Source organism: Ammoniphilus sp. CFH 90114, from assembly GCF_004123195.1.
GTDB lineage: Bacteria > Bacillota > Bacilli > Aneurinibacillales > RAOX-1 > YIM-78166.
Genome location: NZ_SDLI01000003.1, coordinates 153662 through 172663 on the forward strand (window position 1 = coordinate 153662; position 19002 = coordinate 172663).

18 protein-coding genes are annotated in these 19002 nt (G+C 40.8%); 3 read left to right on the forward strand and 15 right to left on the reverse strand.

Annotated elements, in window-relative coordinates:
- Positions 1 to 74: 74 nt before the first annotated feature.
- The 14 genes from EIZ39_RS08400 to EIZ39_RS08465 form a co-directional block, all read right to left on the reverse strand.
- Complete coding sequence (locus EIZ39_RS08400) at positions 75 to 1235, reverse strand: homogentisate 1,2-dioxygenase (RefSeq protein WP_129199440.1); 1161 nt, start codon at positions 1233 to 1235, stop codon at positions 75 to 77.
- A gap of 14 nt (positions 1236 to 1249) precedes the next feature.
- Complete coding sequence (locus tag EIZ39_RS08405) at positions 1250 to 2170, reverse strand: fumarylacetoacetate hydrolase family protein (RefSeq protein WP_129199442.1); 921 nt, start codon at positions 2168 to 2170, stop codon at positions 1250 to 1252.
- 30 nt (positions 2171 to 2200) lie between these two features.
- On the reverse strand, positions 2201 to 2827 hold the full coding sequence (locus EIZ39_RS08410) for a flavin reductase family protein (RefSeq protein WP_129199444.1): 627 nt from the start codon (positions 2825 to 2827) through the stop codon (positions 2201 to 2203).
- Positions 2824 to 3933 carry a histidinol-phosphate transaminase gene (hisC, locus tag EIZ39_RS08415; RefSeq protein WP_129199446.1) on the reverse strand — a complete coding sequence of 370 codons (1110 nt, stop codon included), beginning with the start codon at positions 3931 to 3933 and terminating at the stop codon, positions 2824 to 2826. The genes EIZ39_RS08410 and hisC overlap by 4 nt, the downstream gene beginning before the upstream one ends.
- 18 nt (positions 3934 to 3951) lie before the next feature.
- Positions 3952 to 5064, reverse strand: a complete 1113-nt coding sequence (gene hppD, locus EIZ39_RS08420; RefSeq protein WP_129199447.1) for a 4-hydroxyphenylpyruvate dioxygenase — start codon at positions 5062 to 5064, stop codon at positions 3952 to 3954.
- A gap of 565 nt (positions 5065 to 5629) precedes the next feature.
- A complete protein-coding gene (locus EIZ39_RS08425; RefSeq protein ID WP_129199450.1) occupies positions 5630 to 5953 on the reverse strand; it encodes a hypothetical protein in 324 nt (107 codons plus the stop codon).
- Between the two features lie 12 nt (positions 5954 to 5965).
- Positions 5966 to 7000 (reverse strand): sporulation integral membrane protein YtvI, encoded by a 1035-nt coding sequence (gene ytvI, locus EIZ39_RS08430; protein WP_129199452.1) that lies wholly within the window; start codon positions 6998 to 7000, stop codon positions 5966 to 5968.
- Between the two features lie 137 nt (positions 7001 to 7137).
- A complete protein-coding gene (locus EIZ39_RS08435) occupies positions 7138 to 7434 on the reverse strand; it encodes a DUF2325 domain-containing protein (protein WP_129199454.1) in 297 nt (98 codons plus the stop codon).
- A 160-nt stretch (positions 7435 to 7594) separates the two neighbouring features.
- Positions 7595 to 8779 (reverse strand): class I SAM-dependent methyltransferase, encoded by a 1185-nt coding sequence (locus EIZ39_RS08440; RefSeq protein WP_129199456.1) that lies wholly within the window; start codon positions 8777 to 8779, stop codon positions 7595 to 7597.
- Between the two features lie 172 nt (positions 8780 to 8951).
- Positions 8952 to 10364: an NADP-dependent phosphogluconate dehydrogenase gene (gene gndA, locus EIZ39_RS08445; RefSeq protein ID WP_129199458.1), complete on the reverse strand. Its 1413-nt coding sequence runs from the start codon at positions 10362 to 10364 to the stop codon at positions 8952 to 8954.
- A gap of 103 nt (positions 10365 to 10467) precedes the next feature.
- Positions 10468 to 11574 (reverse strand): M24 family metallopeptidase, encoded by a 1107-nt coding sequence (locus tag EIZ39_RS08450; RefSeq protein WP_240675745.1) that lies wholly within the window; start codon positions 11572 to 11574, stop codon positions 10468 to 10470.
- Positions 11575 to 11699: 125 nt separating this feature from the next.
- Entirely contained in the window at positions 11700 to 13358 is a 1659-nt protein-coding gene (locus tag EIZ39_RS08455) for a glutamine--tRNA ligase/YqeY domain fusion protein (protein WP_129199460.1), read from the reverse strand.
- 143 nt (positions 13359 to 13501) lie between these two features.
- Positions 13502 to 14692 (reverse strand): DEAD/DEAH box helicase, encoded by a 1191-nt coding sequence (locus tag EIZ39_RS08460; protein ID WP_483296030.1) that lies wholly within the window; start codon positions 14690 to 14692, stop codon positions 13502 to 13504.
- Positions 14693 to 14699: 7 nt separating this feature from the next.
- Positions 14700 to 15257, reverse strand: a complete 558-nt coding sequence (locus tag EIZ39_RS08465) for a class I SAM-dependent methyltransferase (RefSeq protein WP_129199825.1) — start codon at positions 15255 to 15257, stop codon at positions 14700 to 14702.
- Positions 15258 to 15463: 206 nt separating this feature from the next.
- Between EIZ39_RS08465 and EIZ39_RS08470 the strand changes: the two genes are divergently transcribed.
- The 3 genes from EIZ39_RS08470 (at position 15464) to EIZ39_RS08480 (ending at position 18208) form a co-directional block, all read left to right on the forward strand.
- A complete protein-coding gene (locus EIZ39_RS08470; RefSeq protein ID WP_129199462.1) occupies positions 15464 to 15679 on the forward strand; it encodes a hypothetical protein in 216 nt (71 codons plus the stop codon).
- A gap of 133 nt (positions 15680 to 15812) precedes the next feature.
- Positions 15813 to 17156 carry a S8 family peptidase gene (locus EIZ39_RS08475; protein WP_129199464.1) on the forward strand — a complete coding sequence of 448 codons (1344 nt, stop codon included), beginning with the start codon at positions 15813 to 15815 and terminating at the stop codon, positions 17154 to 17156.
- A gap of 137 nt (positions 17157 to 17293) precedes the next feature.
- A complete protein-coding gene (locus EIZ39_RS08480; protein ID WP_129199466.1) occupies positions 17294 to 18208 on the forward strand; it encodes a nuclease-related domain-containing protein in 915 nt (304 codons plus the stop codon).
- A gap of 189 nt (positions 18209 to 18397) precedes the next feature.
- Here the strand turns inward: EIZ39_RS08480 and EIZ39_RS08485 are convergent, their stop codons facing one another.
- On the reverse strand, positions 18398 to 18994 hold the full coding sequence (locus EIZ39_RS08485) for a hypothetical protein (protein WP_129199468.1): 597 nt from the start codon (positions 18992 to 18994) through the stop codon (positions 18398 to 18400).
- Between the last annotated feature and the right edge of the window lie 8 nt (positions 18995 to 19002).

Below are 19002 nucleotides of genomic sequence, written 5' to 3' on the forward strand. Positions count from 1 at the left end.
TAGTATATAATTCATTAATTTAGAATTTTTTATTATATTGGAGTGTCTTCAATCCTTGAAGACACTCCTCCTTTTTATTTGCTTTCCAACCAACTGTACATATATGGCTGATCCTCATAGGTCTGGGCTTTCTTTACCACTTTGAGAGGGCGGAAGGTATCAATCATGACAGCCAGCTCAAGTGTTTCCTTCTTTCCAATACTCGCCTCAATTTTACCTGGATGAGGTCCGTGAGGAATGCCAAGCGGGTGGAGCGTAATGGATGCTTCTTCTATTCCCTTTCTGCTCATGAAGTTTCCTTTAACATAATAAAGCACTTCATCACTATCCACGTTGCTATGGTAATAAGGGGCTGGAATGGCTTCAGGATGATAATCGTATAACCTTGGAACAAATGAGCAAATGACAAAGTTATTCCCTTCAAACGTCTGATGGATTGGAGGAGGCAGATGAATACGGCCTGTAATAGGCTCGAAATCTTCCACATTAAAGATCCAAGGGAAAAGATAGCCGTCCCACCCCACTACATCTAATGGATGATGAGTCATGACGTGACGGTGAATCAGCCCACGAGACTTGGTTCTAACTTCAAACTCCCCGGTTTCCGAATGAGTAACGAGCTCTTCAGGGACGCGTATATCTCTTTCACAGAAAGGACTATGCTCAAGCAACTGGCCGTGAGCATTCCGATAACGCTTAGGCGTACTAATCCAGCTGTTGGTTTCCACAACTAGAAATTTAGATTCTCCACTATCCGGTAAGAAACGATGAATGGTCCCTATAGGCATGACAATATAATCACCTGGTCGGTAAGATAGGGTCCCAAACATGGTCTCTACCTTGCCAGTTCCTTTATGGACAAACAATAATTCATCCCCATCACCATTGCGGTAGAAATAATCCATCGCTTTCGTTGGATTGACAATACCAATCAACAAGTCCTCATTACCTAACACATACTCTCTTCCGCTTACCGCATCTCCAACTTCATGATGCATAGCGGTCCGGAAATGCCGATGAGTAAGTGCACCCTGCTCTTCATACTGAGGCATATAAGACCCTATTAATTCTGCTTTTGACACGGAAGTAGGCATATGGTGATGATAGAGAATGGATTGAATACCGGAAAAACCCTTGGTACCCATCACTTGCTCTCTGTATAAAGAGCCATCTTCCTTTCTAAATGTAACGTGCCGCTTCTTGGGAATCTCCCCCATCTGTTTATAAAAAGGCATAGCTAGCCCCTCCCCTAATCCTTCACTTCAGTTCGCAATGTTCCTAGCCCCGTAATTTCAAGCTCTACCACATCCCCTGGCTCAAGCCAACGATGCACTTCTGTCCCTATTTCAAGAATACAACCGGTTCCTACTGTCCCTGATCCAATAATATCTCCTGGATATAGGGTAGCATCTTCAGACGCCCTCTCAATCATCTGGCCGAAAGTATAGTAAATATCTTTAAAGTTACCTTCTGACAGCAGCTTCCCATTCACTTTCGCAGTCATCGAGAGATCATATCGATCTCCAACTCGATAAACTTCGAGTTCATCCTTCGTGACTAAATAAGGCCCAATAGAAGTCGCAAAATCCTTGCCCTTTGCAGGCCCAAGCCCAACCGCTACCTCTTGTCTTTGTAGATCTCGGGCACTCCAATCATTAAGGATGGTAAACCCAAATATATAAGAATCCGCCTCTTCTGCCTTGATATTTCGTCCTTTTTTACCAATGATACAAGCTATTTCCAACTCATAATCTAACCAGTTGGTTTTCCTTGGTCGATGAACCGGATCATTCGGACCAATAATGGCATGATGATTTGTAAAATAGAAAACAGGGATCTGATACCACTCAGGCACTACGGACAACCCTCTTCTTTCCCTTGCCGTCTTTACATGCTGTTCGAACGCATAAAAATCTCGAACACTTGGAGGATTAGGAATCGGCGCACAAAGCGTAATTTCACCAAGCGGATAGCTAACTGCCTCTTTTGCTAGAGTGGAATCATTTAGTTGTTTTAGTAAGGGAAGATGAGTCTCCTGCTCTTTTAACAAGTCGAGCATGTTTGCAGGAATCTTTCCAGAGCTTGCTTTTTCTACATCCATAATGGAATTATCCATTACCAAGCCAACTCTCTTCTCACCTTCTGGATTGATAAATGTCACTAATCTCATCTGTTTATCCCCCTGCACGTCAACCCTTTCTTAGGGTTTCATCGCTGCTGTCTTTCTCTCCAGCACGAAGGTATCTGCAGCAGCCCGAGTATAAGACTGTCCTGCCAGACGACCAATCGGTTGAAGCATCTCGGTATCAATTTTTCCATCCTTATATAGTTCATCACGAATATGAACAGCAACCACTTGCCCGATGACTAAGCTACCTGCACCTGGTTGATCACCAAAGTCAAGAATTTCACGGAGTACACACTCCAACTGGACATCACTTTCTTCTACTCGAGGAGGCAAAACAATCTGGCTGGATGCTTTGGTCAATTTCACCTGCTCAAACTCATCAATTTCAGAAGAATAATCAATGGCACAATCATTCATCTGGCTGACGATTTTTTCACCAACGATATTGATTACAAACTCTTTTGTAGCTTCAATATTCTTAAGGGTATCTTTTTTCTCGCCATCCGTTCCCCTGCGCATTGGGGCAAAACAAACGAGGAAAGGATCCGCACATATTCCCGTAAAAAAGCTGAAGGGGGCCAGGTTAGCTAGGCCCTCTTTATCTATTGTAGAAACAAAGGCGATCGGCCGAGGAAGGATGGAACCAATTAATAATTTATAGGCATCCTTCCAGGCTAATGTACTTGGCTCAACGATCATTGGGATGTCACCATCGCTTCCTTAAATGCCTGAATAAAAGCTTGATTCTCCTCTGGAGTTCCGACAGATACCCTAATGGTTTGCGGGTAGCCTAGCAGGCCTCCAGAACGAACGATGATTCCTTGCTTTAGAAGAGCTTGGAATACCTCGTCCCCTGAACGATCGAGTTGGATCATAATGAAATTTCCTTGCGATGGAAACGAAGAATACCCCAATCTAGCGACTTCCTCTGCTAAATACGTTCTTCCTTCCGCATTCTTTTGTTTACAATCCTCTACAAATCCTGCATCATCTAGCGATGCGCAAGCGGCAGCTTGAGCAATCCGATTCGTATTGAATGGTTCTTTGACCTTCATGAGTTCTTTCACAATAGAAGGATGCATCATACCATAGCCTACTCTTAAAGCTGCCAACCCATAAATCTTAGAAAAAGTTCGCAAGATAATTAAATTGGGATGATCCTCAAGCATGGGCAAAGTCTGCAGATAGTCTTCATCCGTTACGTACTCGTAATAAGCTTCATCCACCACCAACAGGATATGCGGAGGAACCTTCTCTATGAATTCGGATAAGGCAACTCGTCCTACAATCGTTCCTGTTGGGTTATTCGGGTTACATACAAAAATCATTCTTGTCTGATCGTTTATAGCCTCTAGCATGCCTGAAAGATCATGGACACCATCTACTAAAGGAACGGTAACCACCTTGCCGCCTTCAATTTGGATATTTGTTTCATAGCGAGGGAAAGTCACGTCCGCCATAATCACTTCGTCTTCAGGACGAATATACGCACGACTTAATAAACGAATTAACTCATCAGATCCATTCCCTACGATGACTGATTCTTTTGCTACGCCTAGGTGAAGAGCAATTTTTTCTGCAAGGACTGGTGCAGTCCCCTCAGGATAAGAATTTGTTGTGTTCACTTCGCGTATCATAGCATCTCTGGCCAAATCAGAAAACCCGAAAGGGTTTTCATTAGAGGCCAACTTATAAATTTTTTCGAGACCAAGTTCTCTCTTTACTTCTTCAATTGGTTTTCCTGGGACATAGACACCTAGAGATTCAATCTCTTTCCTTGTTGGAATCTTATCTAATAGATTCATTTTTGCTCTTCCTCCAGACTATAGATTCCCTCTGCGTTCTTGTTCACGTTCAATAGACTCAAAAAGAGCTTTGAAGTTACCTTCTCCGAAACCTCTTGCCCCTTTACGCTGGATAATCTCAATAAACAAGGTAGGTCGGTCTACAATGGGTTTTGTAAAGATTTGTAATAAATACCCTTCATCATCACGGTCAACTAAGATTTTCAATTCACGTAGTCTTTCTACATCTTCGTCAATTTTACCTACGCGCTCATTCAACATATCATAGTAGCTATCTGGAGTTTCAAGGAATTCTACTCCGTTAGCACGCAAGGAAGTTACGGTTTTAATAATATCGTTCGTAAGCAAGGCTAAATGCTGTACCCCAGCTCCGTTATAGTACTCCAGATATTCTTGAATCTGGGACTTTCTCTTTCCTTCTGCTGGTTCATTAATAGGGAATTTAATTCTAGCTCCATTGGTCATTACCTTGGACATTAAAGCGGAGTATTCTGTGCTAATATCTTCGTCATCGAAGTGAATCATCGCTTTGAAACCCATTACCTTTTCGTAATAAGAAACCCACTCTTCCATTTTCTCAACGTTTCCTACAACATGGTCGATACCAATTAAACCGGTTGAAAGATAAGGAGTGTTTGATTCGAACGCTTGATAGCCTGGCATAAAAGAACCTTTATAGTCTTTTCGTTCAATGAGAGTATGAATGGTATCTCCGTAGGTACCGATTACAGCTTTCTTTATCGAGCCATGCTCATCGGTTAATGTATGCGGTTCCATAATAGCAATAGCACCACGAGAAATTGCTTCCTTGTAAGCCTTCTCAACATCATCTACGCGAAGAGCAACGTCCTTTACACCATCTCCATGCTTGAGCACAAATTGCGCAACGGGATGCTCAGAGTTTAGCGTCCCACTGATCACAAAACGAATCCTATTTTGCTCAAGGACATAAGAAACTTTGCTCCGTTCACCTGTCTCTAATCCAGAGTAAGCCATTGGCTTAAATCCAAAAGCTGTAGCATAATAATGAGCCGTTTGCTTGGCATTACCAACATACATCTCTACATAGTCGACATCATGAACTGGGAAAAAATCTTGGTTATTTTGTTGCATTAGACCTTGTTCTTGCATATATAAAACCTCCTAAAAGTTATATTTGTAAATTACTAATTGAAATTACCATTAGTATAGTTTAAATAATATAAATTGAGCAAATATATACATTAAAGGGGCTTTGCGCATATGTAATAACGCTTTAACTTATTGAAGATGCATTTACTAGCTGTTTAATTTGTTGATAAACAAAGTATTTGAGAGTTGTAAAATTTTTTCTATCGTTTCTAATATGATAGGAAAAGATAATGATCTACCGAATTCGTTGAATTGGACAAAAAAAACCCACTAACCTCTCGTTAGCGGGCAATTATAAGGGGAGAACAAGAAAACCTGGAAGCTATAAGCTGCAAGTTTCCTCTTCCTGTCCAAACTTTTTTCAGACAGGGTCAAGAAAAAGGAGATTTGTATTATGATCTCCTTTTTCCTCCTATTTTATACTTCGATTCTATTACAATTGTCTTTCTAGCCATACGAAATAAGAAAATAAACTGATAAGAAATGTAAAGATTATGGTTAATATAAGAATTACTCTTTTTTGTTCCATTTGGCTTTACTAGTCAAAAAACTAGTGGCCTCCCTTCTAACGCTCCTCTGCTCTGGTTAGAGCTGCAATAAATTCCTTTTCAAAGTGCCCGCTATTCTCAATCTCTTCTCTTGTAAAGAAGTCAAAAAGAAAGTCTGCTTGGGCTACCTGCTTTGAGTATTGGCTAAAAGACTTGCATAGCTTGCGAAGTTCGGGTTCCTTCTCCTCCTGTAGGCTATAGACGAATGTCTCTAAACGATCACTATGGATTAACAATCGACAGCCCTCTTGCACTAATTTCTCGTGAAAGGAAGAGACCTGTTGCGCAAAATCCTGATTTTCTAGATCCTCTAAAAAAACTTGAGTAATTAAATAGAACATTGTATATCTCCTTTAGAAATCAAGTTTCACCTTTAAGAATCCTGCCTTTAACAAGGCCTCAATAATAATAACAATCGCAGGCCCTAAAATAAATCCTACAAACCCCAATAGCTGGAAACCTATATAAAGACTTGCGAGCGCCGCTAATGCGCTGATTCCCAAACTCTCACCGAGGATCTTAGGTTCAACAATTCTTCTCACTACAGTGATCACAAGAAACAGAATAATAAGACCCACAGCTAAGAATTGATCATTATTAATAAAAAATTGGTACGCTGCCCAAGGTACAATGAACGAGCCTGTCCCTAAAATTGGAAGGATATCTACCAATACAATGATAAAGGCAATTAAAAAGGCATATTTCACATCTAATATCAGTAACCCAATCAATGCCAATAGGTATGTCATTAAGCTCAATATAATTTGTGCTCCAAGAAATCCAACTAAGGCCCTTGATAATTGATTGAGGACTAAATCCACTTTTTCCTTAGCTGAAGGGGTAAACAAATTCATGAACCCGTTTCGCAAGGAAGGTAGATCGAAACTGATAAGAAACAAGCTAATTAAATAAACAATCGAAATTAGTAACAACTCTGGAAGTGCAGCCACGATATTAAATATCCACTTCGTAACGGTGGATGCGGCTATCATAGCTGAATTCTTCAAAGAATTAAGGACTTGTTGAATCGTAGAGATAGTTTCTACAGGAAGAAGAGCATAATATTTCTCCCATACAATAATATATCTTTCTAGGGTCTCGAAGAAATGGGCAGAAAGCATAGGTAACTTGTGTGCGAGCTCTACACTTTGAACAACCAGTAGGGTAGATAACCAATAGGAACCCATTCCAAAAGAAGCTAAGAACAAGATATAAGTAATGGTTACCGCGGGCATTCGCTTCATATTGAAGACTCGAATCATTAGTTGTATTATGGGCTCAAGCAAAATGGCGGTAATCAGTGCAAGGACAAGAGGAATTCCATGAAGAACTAATATTAGTCCCAGTACACCTATTAGTAACGGCAAGATTAATTTACGTATGGACATAAACTCATTTCATTTCCCCTTTTTTATGTTATACCCTTATTCTACCCAAAATCTTGTACAGTGGATATATAGGCAGGGATAAATTTCTTTTTATTAAAAAGAAAAAAAGTAATGCAGAATGATTGCATCACTTCATGTTATGATATGTAGTTGATTTGCCTATGTTCATTCAGAACTTGATGAATACTGCTCCAGGAGCGCTTGGCAAAACAAATGGGAAGGGATTGTTCTTTGGCTTTTTGTTTGATGACCTTAGAAAGATTGTGATTCACATAATCCGTAAGCACGAGAATCAGGTTTATTTTCTCCGGTATATCTTTCTTCACTTCCTGTGGTTTTCTTCCTGTGATATGAAGAATCTCCCTATAGCCAATTTCAGATAACTTTTCTTCAATATTCCCTAAGTGGTCTGCGCCTACGATCATAAGTGACATTTCCAATCCCTCCTGCACCTGATATTATTGAGAACGATTTTCGTTATCTTTATAATAACAGGTAATGATAATCGTTGTCAATTAATTTTACAAAAAATTTTGTCCGATCCAAAGAAAGTGTAATAACAGTAAAAAGCCCGTTCCACGAACGGGCTTTGCTCTATTTTTTCATTCCTGCGAGTATCGGCTCGAGCTTATCCTCGAGTGCTTTTTCTAAATACGGGGTGACTTGGAGGAATCGTTTAAACTCTAGATAACTTTCCGCGATTTGATCCACATTCGTCTGTTTTCCCTTGACGGCGCGAATAAGTAAATTTTTAGGAGTATGCTCTAGATCAATAAATTCTAGTATCTGCGTTCGGTATCCCATTAGCTCCAGTAAGGTAGCTCTTACAGAGTCGGTTGCTAAAGCGGAGAACCTCTCTTTAATGATTCCATGCTTTAACATCGGATCCAAGACCTCATTTTCCACTTGGGTAAACATCTCATGCTGACAGCAAGGAACGGAAAGGATAACATCCGCACCCCAACGAACTGCTTTTTCTAGTGCCGCGTCCGTTGCCGTATCACAAGCATGCAAGGTAACGACCATATCGACATGGTCCACTTCCGTATATTTGGCAATGTCCCCGACTAAGAAACGAAGGTCCTTGTACTGTAGTTTCTCCACCAACTCATTGCAATGACAGATGACGTCTTCCTTTAGATCCAAGCCCACCACTTGGAAGTCAAGTCCTTCTACTTCCCTTAAATAATGATACATAGCAAACGTCAAATAAGATTTTCCACACCCAAAATCTAAAATAGTCAACTTTCTATCCTTATTAAGATGCGGTACAATGTCTCGAATCATCTCAAGGAATCGATTAATCTGCCTGAACTTATCATACTTCTTAGCGAGAACCTTTCCTTCTGGGTTCATTACCCCTAATTCTACTAAGAACGGAATCGGGGTTCCTTCTTCAAGTAAGTAATTTTTCTTCCGATTATGTGTAAGCTCAACCTGTTTTATTGAGGCGGGTTTCTTTAAGATCGTTACCTTAAATTTCTTGCTTATTAAAACCTGATAGTCGGCTTCAGCCGTATGGATCATTCCTTGCTTAAATACTTCTGAAAACAACTCTTGTAACTTTTGTTCCGTTTCCTCCACAGTTAAATTATCGTGAAGAACCTTCTTCTCGTAATAATAGCTGAATTGATAGAAGAACTGCCCTTTTAGTTCGACCGGTTTTACGGTAACTTTTTGGATGCCATCAGGTTCTTTCTTTCTTACACCACTAAGTACGGCTTGATACAATAAACGCGACGGGATAATCCCTGCAAGTAATGACTGTAGTTTTTCCATTCCTTATTTACTCCTTCACATATCAACCTTAAGCTAACTACAAGATATCAGGAATGATGATAGAAATCCAAGCAATAATGGGTATTATTCCCCGTTCATCATCCTATTAACAACGTATAAGTCGATGATCAAAGAAGGCTATGAGTTTACACCCATAGCCTTCTTTCTCTTTTTATTCTTTTATCCATTGTGTATGGAACGTCCCTACCTTATCGATACGCTGATAAGTATGTGCTCCAAAATAATCACGCTGAGCTTGAAGTAGATTAGCAGGAAGTGTTTCTGTTCGGTAGCTATCGAAGTAAGCCAATGCACTTGCAAAAGCTGGTACAGGTATTCCACTTGCAATCGCTACGGATACAACTTGTCTCCAGGCATCTTGATAGGTCTCCACAATATCCTGGAAGTAAGGATCTAATAGGAGATTCTTTAACTCTGAGTTATGATCATACGCATTCTTAATATTCTGCAGGAATTGCGCACGAATAATGCAACCCCCTCTAAAAATCATCGCAATGTTGCCGTAGTTCAGGTTCCAATTATACTCTTCAGATGCCGCTCTCATCTGGGCAAAGCCTTGTGCATAAGAGCATATCTTACTTGCATAAAGAGCTTTGCGAACAGCTTCAATAAATTCTTCACGGTTCACAGAAACGCCAGTCGAACTTGGGCCCCGCAAGATCTTGCTTGCAGCCACTCTTTCTTCCTTCATGGCGGAGAGGAATCGAGCAAACACCGATTCTGTAATAATGGATAAAGGAACCCCAAGATCTAATGAGCTTTGGCTTGTCCATTTTCCAGTTCCCTTTTGGCCTGCGGTATCCAAGATGAGATCAACCATAGGCTTACCTGTTTCTTCATCGATCTTCGTGAAGATATCAGCCGTAATCTCAATTAAATAGCTGTCGAGTTCTCCCTTGTTCCATTCAGCAAACACTTCGTGGAACTCCTCTGCACTCAAGTTCAGGGTATGCTTCATCAAGTGGTAGGCTTCACAAATTAACTGCATATCCCCATATTCAATTCCGTTATGTACCATCTTTACATAGTGACCAGCCCCGTCTGGACCGATATACGTACAACAAGGATCATCCCCTACTTTAGCAGAAATAGCAGTTAGGATGGGTTCAACTAATTTGTAAGCATCTTCCTGTCCACCTGGCATGATAGCTGGGCCTTTTAATGCTCCTTCTTCCCCACCAGAAACCCCTGCTCCAATAAAACGAATGCCTTGAGATTCTAGATCTTTGTTTCTGCGCAAAGTATCCGGGAAGTAGGCATTTCCTCCGTCAATTAAAATATCCCCCTCAGCTAGAAGAGGCTTCAATTGTTCAATGGTATCATCAGTAGGCTTCCCAGCCTTCACCATAATAAGAATCTTACGAGGTGTCTCTAATGACTCTACAAATTCTTCAATACTGTATGTCCCTACTAGGTTTTTCCCTTCAGCTTCTTTTAGTAGTTCCTCCGTTTTTTCCGCTGATCGGTTGTAGACCGAAACAGAAAATCCCCGGCTCTCTATATTCAACGCCAGATTCTTACCCATTACGGCAAGTCCGATGACCCCGATTTGCTGCTTAGACATTATGTATCCGCCCTTCTCTGCGTTAGTTTAGTATTTATTATACGAAAAAAGAGTAAAGTTTAACAGAAGTTGGTGCAAGAAGTACTCAACAGATCCTCTTCCATTATAACTCGATCAGATGTTTCGGATACGTCGTCAAGACATTCGCTTTTCCGTCTTCTCCGATAAAGACATCATCCTCAATGCGAATACCACCGACTCCAGAAATGTAAACGCCAGGTTCAATGGTAAACAACATGCCTGGCTGCATTGTCATCTCATTCTGTCCGTGAATCGACGGGGCTTCGTGAACATCTAAACCAAGTCCATGACCCAATCGATGAATAAAATACTGCCCATATCCTGCTGACTCAATATACTCCCGAGCTGCACGATCGACTTCTCCAAATGACTTCCCTGCTTGAACCGCTTCAATCCCTCTCAAATTTCCTTGAAGAACAGCATCATACATGGATTTTTGCTCCTCCGATGCTTCTCCTACTACAAAAGTCCGTGTAATGTCAGAGCAATATCCGTCAACAAATACACCTAAATCAAACAATAAGAACTCTCCAGATTGAATTTTCCTTTGTCCCGGGCGGCCATGAGGCAGAGCTGATTGAGGGCCTGATAACAAGATGGTCTCAAACGCTGGGCGATCTGCCCCCAATACTTTCATCTGATACTCAAGCTCGGCTGTAATCTCTAATTCAGTAACCCCAGGTACCACCTTAGAAACTCCATGTTGCAGGACTTTTTCAATGACTTCGATCGCTCTACGCACGATCTGAATATCCTCGCTAGACTTGATGAGGCGCATGGAAGTAATGAACTCCTCAACATCCACAAAACGAACATCGGAAAAACATTCTTTTAATCTTTCCGCTTGGAACAAACTCATCATCTTCTTTTCAACGCCCAGTTGTGAAATGGAACGTCCTACCCAATTCTTCAAGATGGTATAGGGTTGATCCATATCGGATATCGGTGTAAGTCCATCCATCCCTGTTGCCTTAGCTGCACTTTCTAGATCTATGGAAGGAACGAATAACTGCACAATCCCTTTTTCGACGTCAAATACTAAGGCCATAAACCTCTCAAGTGGATCGCAATAGAAACCCGTCAGGTAATAAATATTGGTTGGAGAAGTGATCATCGCTACATCTAGCTTTTGTTCTTCAAGATAGGAAAGCGTGCGCTTTATACGCTGTGTGAATATGTTATCCATCATTTAACCTCCATTAAACTTGAATCTTCTATCCGTATCGTGACACAAATAGTGGAAATAAACAACAAGAAAGATCGTTGAAAACAAGGAAAAAGGATGCCTCACAGACATCCCTCATTCCTTCTTCTTTACTTTCCCATTTTAAATGAGCTCTTTAAGGAAACAATTCGATTGAACACAAGCTTTTCAGCTGTAGTGTACTTAGGATCTACATTAAAGTAACCATGGCGGAAAAACTGAAATTTATCTTGCACCTTCGCTTCGGTCATGTTGGATTCTACAAATCCCTGTACCACTTCCAAGGAATTTGGGTTGATATGATCTAGGAAGGATTCTCCCTCTTCTTCCTTTTCATCAAGGATCAAAGGCTCGTATAATCTAAACTCAGCAGGAACAGCATGCGTTGCTTCGACCCAGTGAATCGTCCCCTTCACCTTTCTTCCTGTAAAACCGGTACCACTCTTTGTTTCAGGGTCATACGTACAATGAATTTCCACAACATTTCCTTGCTCATCCTTAATGACTTCTTCGCACTTTACAAAATAAGCATGCTTGAGGCGCACTTCATTGCCTGGGAAAAGGCGGAAATACCCCTTTGGCGGTTCTTCCATAAAATCATCTTGCTCAATATAGATTTCTCTAGAGAATGGAATTTGTCGGTGCCCCATCTCTGGGTTTTCTGGGTTATTCTCAGCCTCTAGCATCTCAACCTTACCTTCTGGATAGTTTGTTATCACTACCTTTAAGGGACGAAGAATCCCCATGGTTCTTAGAGCCTTCATTTTCAGATCTTCACGGATAAAGTGCTCAAGCATCTGTTCGTCAACCACACTATGACTTCTTGCAACACCAATTTCCATACAGAAGTTGCGTATGGCCTCTGGCGTAAAGCCTCTTCTGCGAAGTCCAGAGATAGTCGGCATGCGCGGGTCATCCCATCCGTCGACAATCCCTTCATCAACCAACTTCTTAAGTTTTCGCTTACTCATTACGGTATTGGTTATGTTCAATCTAGCAAATTCAATTTGCTTAGGTTTACTTTCGGTTTCGCACTCTTCAATTACCCAATTATATAAAGGACGGTGTTCTTCAAACTCTAATGTACAAATCGAATGCGTTACACCTTCAAACGCATCCTCCAATGGATGAGCATAGTCATACAAAGGATAAATACACCACTGATCACCCGTATTATGATGAGTAGCATGAGCAATACGATACAAAACAGGATCTCTTAAGGTAATATTCGGGGAAGACATATCAATCTTAGCACGAAGAACCTTCTCACCGTCCTTAAACTCTCCCTTTCTCATTCTCTCGAACAAGTCAAGATTCTCTTCGACACTACGATTGCGGAATGGACTTTCCTTCCCAGGTTGGGTTAGTGTTCCTCGATAGGCGCGAATCTCTTCTGCCGTAAGATCATCGACATAAGCTTTCCCTTTTTTTATTAAAAGAACAGCCCGGTTATACATTTCTTCGAAGTAGTCGGAAGCAAAGAACAAACTGTCCCAAACATATCCCAACCAGGATACATCTTCTTTAATTGAATCAACAAACTCTTGGTCTTCCTTTAATGGATTCGTGTCGTCAAAACGAAGGTTCGTCTTCCCTTTAAATTCATCAGCCAGCTCAAAATTTAATACGATGGACTTGGCGTGTCCAATGTGTAAATATCCATTAGGCTCAGGCGGAAAACGCGTGATGATTTGATCATATTTATCTGATTGTAAATCCTCAATGACAATATTTTTAATAAAATTAGAGGATCCTTGTTTATTCTCCATAGGGATACCAACCTTTCTATATCTAATCAACGATTCCGATAACACTTATTTACTTGTATTTATATCATAAAAACCCAAATATAGCTACGTATCTCAGCTTTGACCATATTCAATGCCATTTATTCAGCTTTGAGCTTACGGCATTAGCGTGATCTCATTCTTTTCCTTCTTTCTACCGGAAACCCTGACTGATCCTTCGGCTTATTCTCAGTTGCTTCGATCACTTTTCGTTTTAGTGTTTGGCCGATTCCTTTTTCAATAAGATCCAAGTAACCCCGATCCTTTGCCGCAACAAGGGTAAGGGCTACCCCTTTTCCGCCCGCTCGTCCTGTTCGCCCGATTCGGTGTATATAACTGTCTACATCATGTGGGATATCATAATTCACAACCAGTGTTACGCCTTCCACATCTAGTCCACGGGCGGCAACATCTGTCGCTACAAGCAACTGAATGCGCGCTTCTCGAAATCGCTCCATGACTTCTTCCCGTTTCGCTTGCGAGAGGTCTCCATGAAGCTCGTCCGATACATATCCCATTTGAGTTAATGTTTCGTTTACTTTACTAGCACGCCGCTTCGTCCGACAGAAAATGACAGCTAGATAAGGTCGATATTGATCAATAATCGTTCGCAGCGTGGAGGGTTTGGCTCGATCCGTAGTCTCTACTACATATTGTTTAATTAGATCTAAAGTGATCTTGTGCTTCCTTATTCTTATATCCTGAGGATTCTTCATATATTGAGATGCTAAATCACGGATAGGTTGAGGCATTGTAGCAGAGAAAAGCATCGTTTGTCTATCGGCAGAAGTCTTGTTAATAATCTCCTCTACTTCTGTTAGAAAACCCATATGAAGCATTTGATCGGCTTCATCGAGGACAAGCATCGATACCTTGGTAAGTTCAATCGTTCCTCTACGCAGGTGATCTAATAATCTACCAGGAGTAGCAATGACCACTTGAACGTGACCTTGTAGCTTTCTAATCTGTTGGTCAACATCTTGCCCCCCATAGACAGCTAATACATGGATGTCATCAAGGCCAGCTGTCATTTTTTTCACTTCTGAGGTCACTTGAAGAGCTAACTCTCTTGTTGGAGTCAAGATAAGAGCTTGTACATGGGGTAATCCCACTTCTATTCTTTCTAAGATGGGAAGGATGAAGGATAACGTCTTCCCCGTACCGGTTTGGGCCTGGGCAATAACGTCCTTCCCTTCAAGAAGCACAGGAATTACTTTTTCTTGAACCTCTGTTGGAAGAACAAGACCATTTGCTTGAAGTATTTCATTGATTGTTGGACGTATTCCTAGATTTAAAAATGCTGACAAATTTGGCACCCCTATTCTATTTCTTACAAACAGCCATCCCAATAAAATATCGTACTCCATCTCTCGGCTTTATCTCAAAGGTTACGCCTCTTTGATAATAAATCTCAACCTCGGAAAAACGGAAAAATAATTGTTCAAATTCCTCCGGTGTAAACTGATGAAAGTGAAAAGGCTCGCTCGTGGGCATTCCTCTTCCCCTTCCAAAAGGACTTGATATGACCAAGGTCCCTCCTGGTTTCAACATTTTATATAAATTGTCCATAAAAACCCGGTCTTCCTGTACATGCTCAATCGTCTCAAAGCTTAAGATCGTATCAAACTTCCCAAGTTGCTCAGGTAATTGAGGATCTAGAGCATCGGCCTTCTTATAGGTAATCTTTTGATGATTATATTCTCGATTCGCATAGGATAGGGTTTCTTCATCATTATCCACAGCAATAATTTCTTTGACCTCACGCTTGCGTTCCTTAGCCACCATATGACTTCCATAACCCGTCCCACAGGCGATGTCTAATACCCGTCCCTGTACATAAGGAGCAGCAAAATAATATCTCGCTAGATGCTCTAGTAACATTCCATTAGTTGGCTTGAGAAGCTTTGGTACTATTCTTTCACCTGTCCATTCCAAAAAACATCACCAATTTCCATTTTGATCTTTATATCTTACACCATTTTTCAACGACGTCCAAAACCTATCTCTTCATTAAAATGAATAACAATAGGACCTAAAGGGAATTTTTAAAATTACTTATACTCTTTGCTATTGGAGGAACAGATGAAATGGAATTTAAAGTGGAGCTTACGGACTTTTTTGATCGCATCGAAGGAGAAGAGATCCAAGGCTATCACGCTTATGTGGTGGACGAAAACAATCAAAGATGGAGATATGGTTACCATCGTCAACCCCGACAAAGTATAGAGGCGTTTCTACAAGAAGTATGTGATGCATTTCATGATCATCGAGAGGAGGATTTTAGGGTGGTAAGTGAGGGATAACGACATGCTGACCTAGCGGGTCCCCCCCTTTAACCCATTTTCATAGATTCATAGACATATACCGTTTCCACTCTTCTTCTATTTTCATAGAAATAACTATCGTTTCTATTAAAAAAAGAAAGGAGAAAGGGATATGTTTGGATTTTCTATGGTTCAACTCGTTCGTCGCCATGGGGATAAGATCGATTACACTCTCCGCAAAGAACTAGTCAATTTATATCGTCCCTTTCGCTGGACCCCATGTTTCCTTCATGGACTGATGGAGGGGCGTATAAAAAGGCTTCGAGCTTTCCCCGTTATCATTGAATTTGAAGGAAGCGAAGGTTACGAGAAAGGTTTAGTAGAGGTGCATGATACAAGCCAGAAGCATACCAAATGCCATATTAAAAAGTCTTTTGCTAGTACAAATTGTTGTTCCGCTCAAATGACTCCCCAAGCAATAGAAGCCCTCCTCGAAAATTGTAACCACATTCGAAAGATTCATATGGATCGCGAGGTTCGCGCTCTTCTTAACGTGGCTAAACCTTCCGTACGTTCTGATCAAGTTGTAAACCCATCTGGTGTTCCTTTAACGGGTAAAGGGGTAACCATTGCTGTGATCGATACTGGAATTCACCCCCACCCTGATCTCGAAGGTCGTATCGTTGATTTTGTCGACTTAGTAGGTACAGGAACCAATCCTTATGATGATAATGGGCATGGAACTCACTGTGCTGGTGATGCTGCAGGGAATGGGGCTGCATCTGGAGGAAATTATGCCGGTCCGGCTCCAGACGCATATGTAATAGGGGTAAAGGTATTGGATAAATTGGGTTCAGGGTCTCTATCTACCGTAATGGATGGGGTGCAATGGTGCATCGATTATAATAATAATCCTAATACAACCCACAAAATTAATATTATCTCAATGTCCTTAGGAAGTGCACCTGACCGCCCTGCTAAGGACGATCCCATGGTACAAATGGTAGAGGCTGCTTGGAGAGAAGGAATTGTTGTACTAGTAGCTGCCGGAAATGATGGACCTAGTGAAGGAACAATTTCGAGCCCTGGTAATAGTCCCGTTGTCATTACGGTTGGAGCGATGGATGATAGAAATACACCTTCGCGTGATGATGATGATGTAGCAAGCTTCTCTAGCCGCGGGCCTACCCCTTTTGATAATCACCCAAAACCGGATATCCTCGCACCCGGTGTAAATATCATCTCCCTAAGAGCCCCTAACTCATATCTAGATAAATTACAAAAAGCTAGCCGCAGAGAGCAAAATTACTTTGAGCTATCCGGTACATCCATGGCTACCCCTATATGCGCCGGCGCAGCTGCCCAACTACTCGAACTAAAGCCAAATTTGACTCCCGACCAAGTAAAGAAATACCTTATGAAAGGGGCAACTCCATGGGGAAATAGGGAAGGGTATATTTATGGTGCTGGCTATTTAGATGTTAAGGCCTCAGTTGAGTTGATAGAAGAGGGATAACTAGAGTGATTAAAAAGGAACCGTCAGTGGTTCCTTTTTTATCATCTCAAAGTAAGAGACTCTATTTCCAATCTTGTTAATCTCTGTATTTAGTCATATTATTAATTTAAAGTGAACAATGAAAGAAGTTAAGCGTATTGATTATAAAACCCCGTAGCGAATCTCTAGAACTTAAGATGATGAGAGCTCTATATGCCCGTATGAGTTTTTCAGCGAAAGAAGAAACTTATTATCTTAATCTTGAAAAAGGCTACATAGGAGAGAAAGTGTTTGATAAAAGGTTAGATGACCTTTCTCATGAAAGACTTATTTTAAATGATTTATTACTAGAATATAACCATACTTTATTTCAAATCGATTCATTATTAATAACCTCAAACACCATATATCTCTTCGAGGTAAAGAATTATGAGGGTGATTTTTATATTGAGGCAGATAGATGGTACTCATTATCAAAAAATGAAATAAAGAATCCCCTATTGCAGTTGCAGCGCAATGAATCCTTATTTCGAAGGCTACTTCAAGATCTGGGATTTACCTTACCCATCGAATCTTATCTTATTTTTGTAAACCCCGAATTTCAGTTATATCTGGCCCCTCAAAATCTACCTATCATTTTTCCAACTCAACTTAATCGCTTCATTAGCAAATTAAATAAGATCCCCTCCAAACTAAAAGATACACATTCAAAATTAGCTGAGCATTTGTTGTCTCTACACTTGGATGAATCACCTTACAACCGTTTACCTGAATACCACTATTCTAAACTTAAGAAAGGAATTGCCTGTCCCAATTGCCATAAACTTTTTGATACCTTCATAAAAAAGGTTTTAATATGTCACGGTTGTGGTTTCAATGAAGAATTTTATCCGGCAGTCTTACGTAGTATTGAGGAATTTAGGACACTTTTTCCAAGTAGTAGAATAACAACAAACTATATTTATGAATGGTGTGATATCATTAAAACCAAAAAAACCATTCGCAAGTTACTTTCGAGAAACTTTAAACAAATCGGTTATGGTAAGATCTCTTATTATAGTGATAAAGATTAATATCCTTTGTCCATGGGATAACTCGCCTTGGTTACCCAAAGTCAGAGCTTGGGCGTTTTTGGGATCTCATTCGACAGGTTTGGTTACCCCAAATGGCAGCTTCAACGATTTCAGGGTCTCATTCCGCCGTTTTGGTTACCCCAAATGGCAGCTTCTACGATTTCGGGGTCTCATTCGGCCCTCCATCGTTTATTTATTCATCTGTGCAAGGAAGTCACCAAGGAGATCATCAAGATCTCCTTCCTCTTCCTCTTCTTCTTCCTCTTTTTCGGAGTATGGCGTTTCAACTCTTATTGCCGTCTCCCAATTAAAGTTATCTAAATCATCTTCCTCCACTTTTTCATCAGTACTATCTTCACTACTAAGTGAAGAAGAATCGATAGTATCCCATTCTATTTCACTACTTACAGCTACTTCTTCCTGCAGATAGAGCGCCTCATCTATTTCCAGTGCATTACTGTTAATTGAAGTAAAAAGCGATGCTGTTCGAACAGGATTAGCCAGCAATTGATAGACAATACTCCCTAAAAGCGCCTCAGAGTGCTCATGCTTTAACCAATCTCGCTGAGCTTTGCTTAGTCCTTTCGGCAAGGGGATCGTTAGAGTTTCACGTTGTCTGGATATGGACCCACTTACCCCATTTATCACAAACTCAGCAATTTTACTGGAGAAATTCCTTCTTTCTGTTTTCTTCAGCTGCTGCAAAGTTCTTAATATATGTTCAGGTGTATCCGAGGGGATTCGAAATGTAACAGGCTGTCCTCTCTTGATTTCTGCTTCCTTCATGATATCAC

Excerpts from the sequence above, each read along its gene's own strand:
- ytvI (WP_129199452.1), bottom strand. The coding sequence starts at position 7,000 with ATGTCCATACGTAAATTAATCTTGCCGTTACTAATAGGTGTACTGGGA.
- EIZ39_RS08455 (WP_129199460.1), bottom strand. The coding sequence starts at position 13,358 with ATGGAGAATAAACAAGGATCCTCTAATTTTATTAAAAATATTGTCATT.
- EIZ39_RS08440 (WP_129199456.1), bottom strand. The coding sequence starts at position 8,779 with ATGGAAAAACTACAGTCATTACTTGCAGGGATTATCCCGTCGCGTTTA.
- EIZ39_RS08425 (WP_129199450.1), bottom strand. The coding sequence starts at position 5,953 with ATGTTCTATTTAATTACTCAAGTTTTTTTAGAGGATCTAGAAAATCAG.
- hisC (WP_129199446.1), bottom strand. The coding sequence starts at position 3,933 with ATGAATCTATTAGATAAGATTCCAACAAGGAAAGAGATTGAATCTCTA.
- EIZ39_RS08465 (WP_129199825.1), bottom strand. The coding sequence starts at position 15,257 with ATGTTACTAGAGCATCTAGCGAGATATTATTTTGCTGCTCCTTATGTA.
- EIZ39_RS08405 (WP_129199442.1), bottom strand. The coding sequence starts at position 2,170 with ATGAGATTAGTGACATTTATCAATCCAGAAGGTGAGAAGAGAGTTGGC.
- EIZ39_RS08410 (WP_129199444.1), bottom strand. The coding sequence starts at position 2,827 with ATGATCGTTGAGCCAAGTACATTAGCCTGGAAGGATGCCTATAAATTA.
- gndA (WP_129199458.1), bottom strand. The coding sequence starts at position 10,364 with ATGTCTAAGCAGCAAATCGGGGTCATCGGACTTGCCGTAATGGGTAAG.
- EIZ39_RS08475 (WP_129199464.1), top strand. The coding sequence starts at position 15,813 with ATGTTTGGATTTTCTATGGTTCAACTCGTTCGTCGCCATGGGGATAAG.
- EIZ39_RS08435 (WP_129199454.1), bottom strand. The coding sequence starts at position 7,434 with ATGTCACTTATGATCGTAGGCGCAGACCACTTAGGGAATATTGAAGAA.
- EIZ39_RS08450 (WP_240675745.1), bottom strand. The coding sequence starts at position 11,574 with ATGATGGATAACATATTCACACAGCGTATAAAGCGCACGCTTTCCTAT.
- EIZ39_RS08485 (WP_129199468.1), bottom strand. The coding sequence starts at position 18,994 with ATGAAGGAAGCAGAAATCAAGAGAGGACAGCCTGTTACATTTCGAATC.
- hppD (WP_129199447.1), bottom strand. The coding sequence starts at position 5,064 with ATGCAAGAACAAGGTCTAATGCAACAAAATAACCAAGATTTTTTCCCA.
- EIZ39_RS08470 (WP_129199462.1), top strand. The coding sequence starts at position 15,464 with ATGGAATTTAAAGTGGAGCTTACGGACTTTTTTGATCGCATCGAAGGA.
- EIZ39_RS08400 (WP_129199440.1), bottom strand. The coding sequence starts at position 1,235 with ATGCCTTTTTATAAACAGATGGGGGAGATTCCCAAGAAGCGGCACGTT.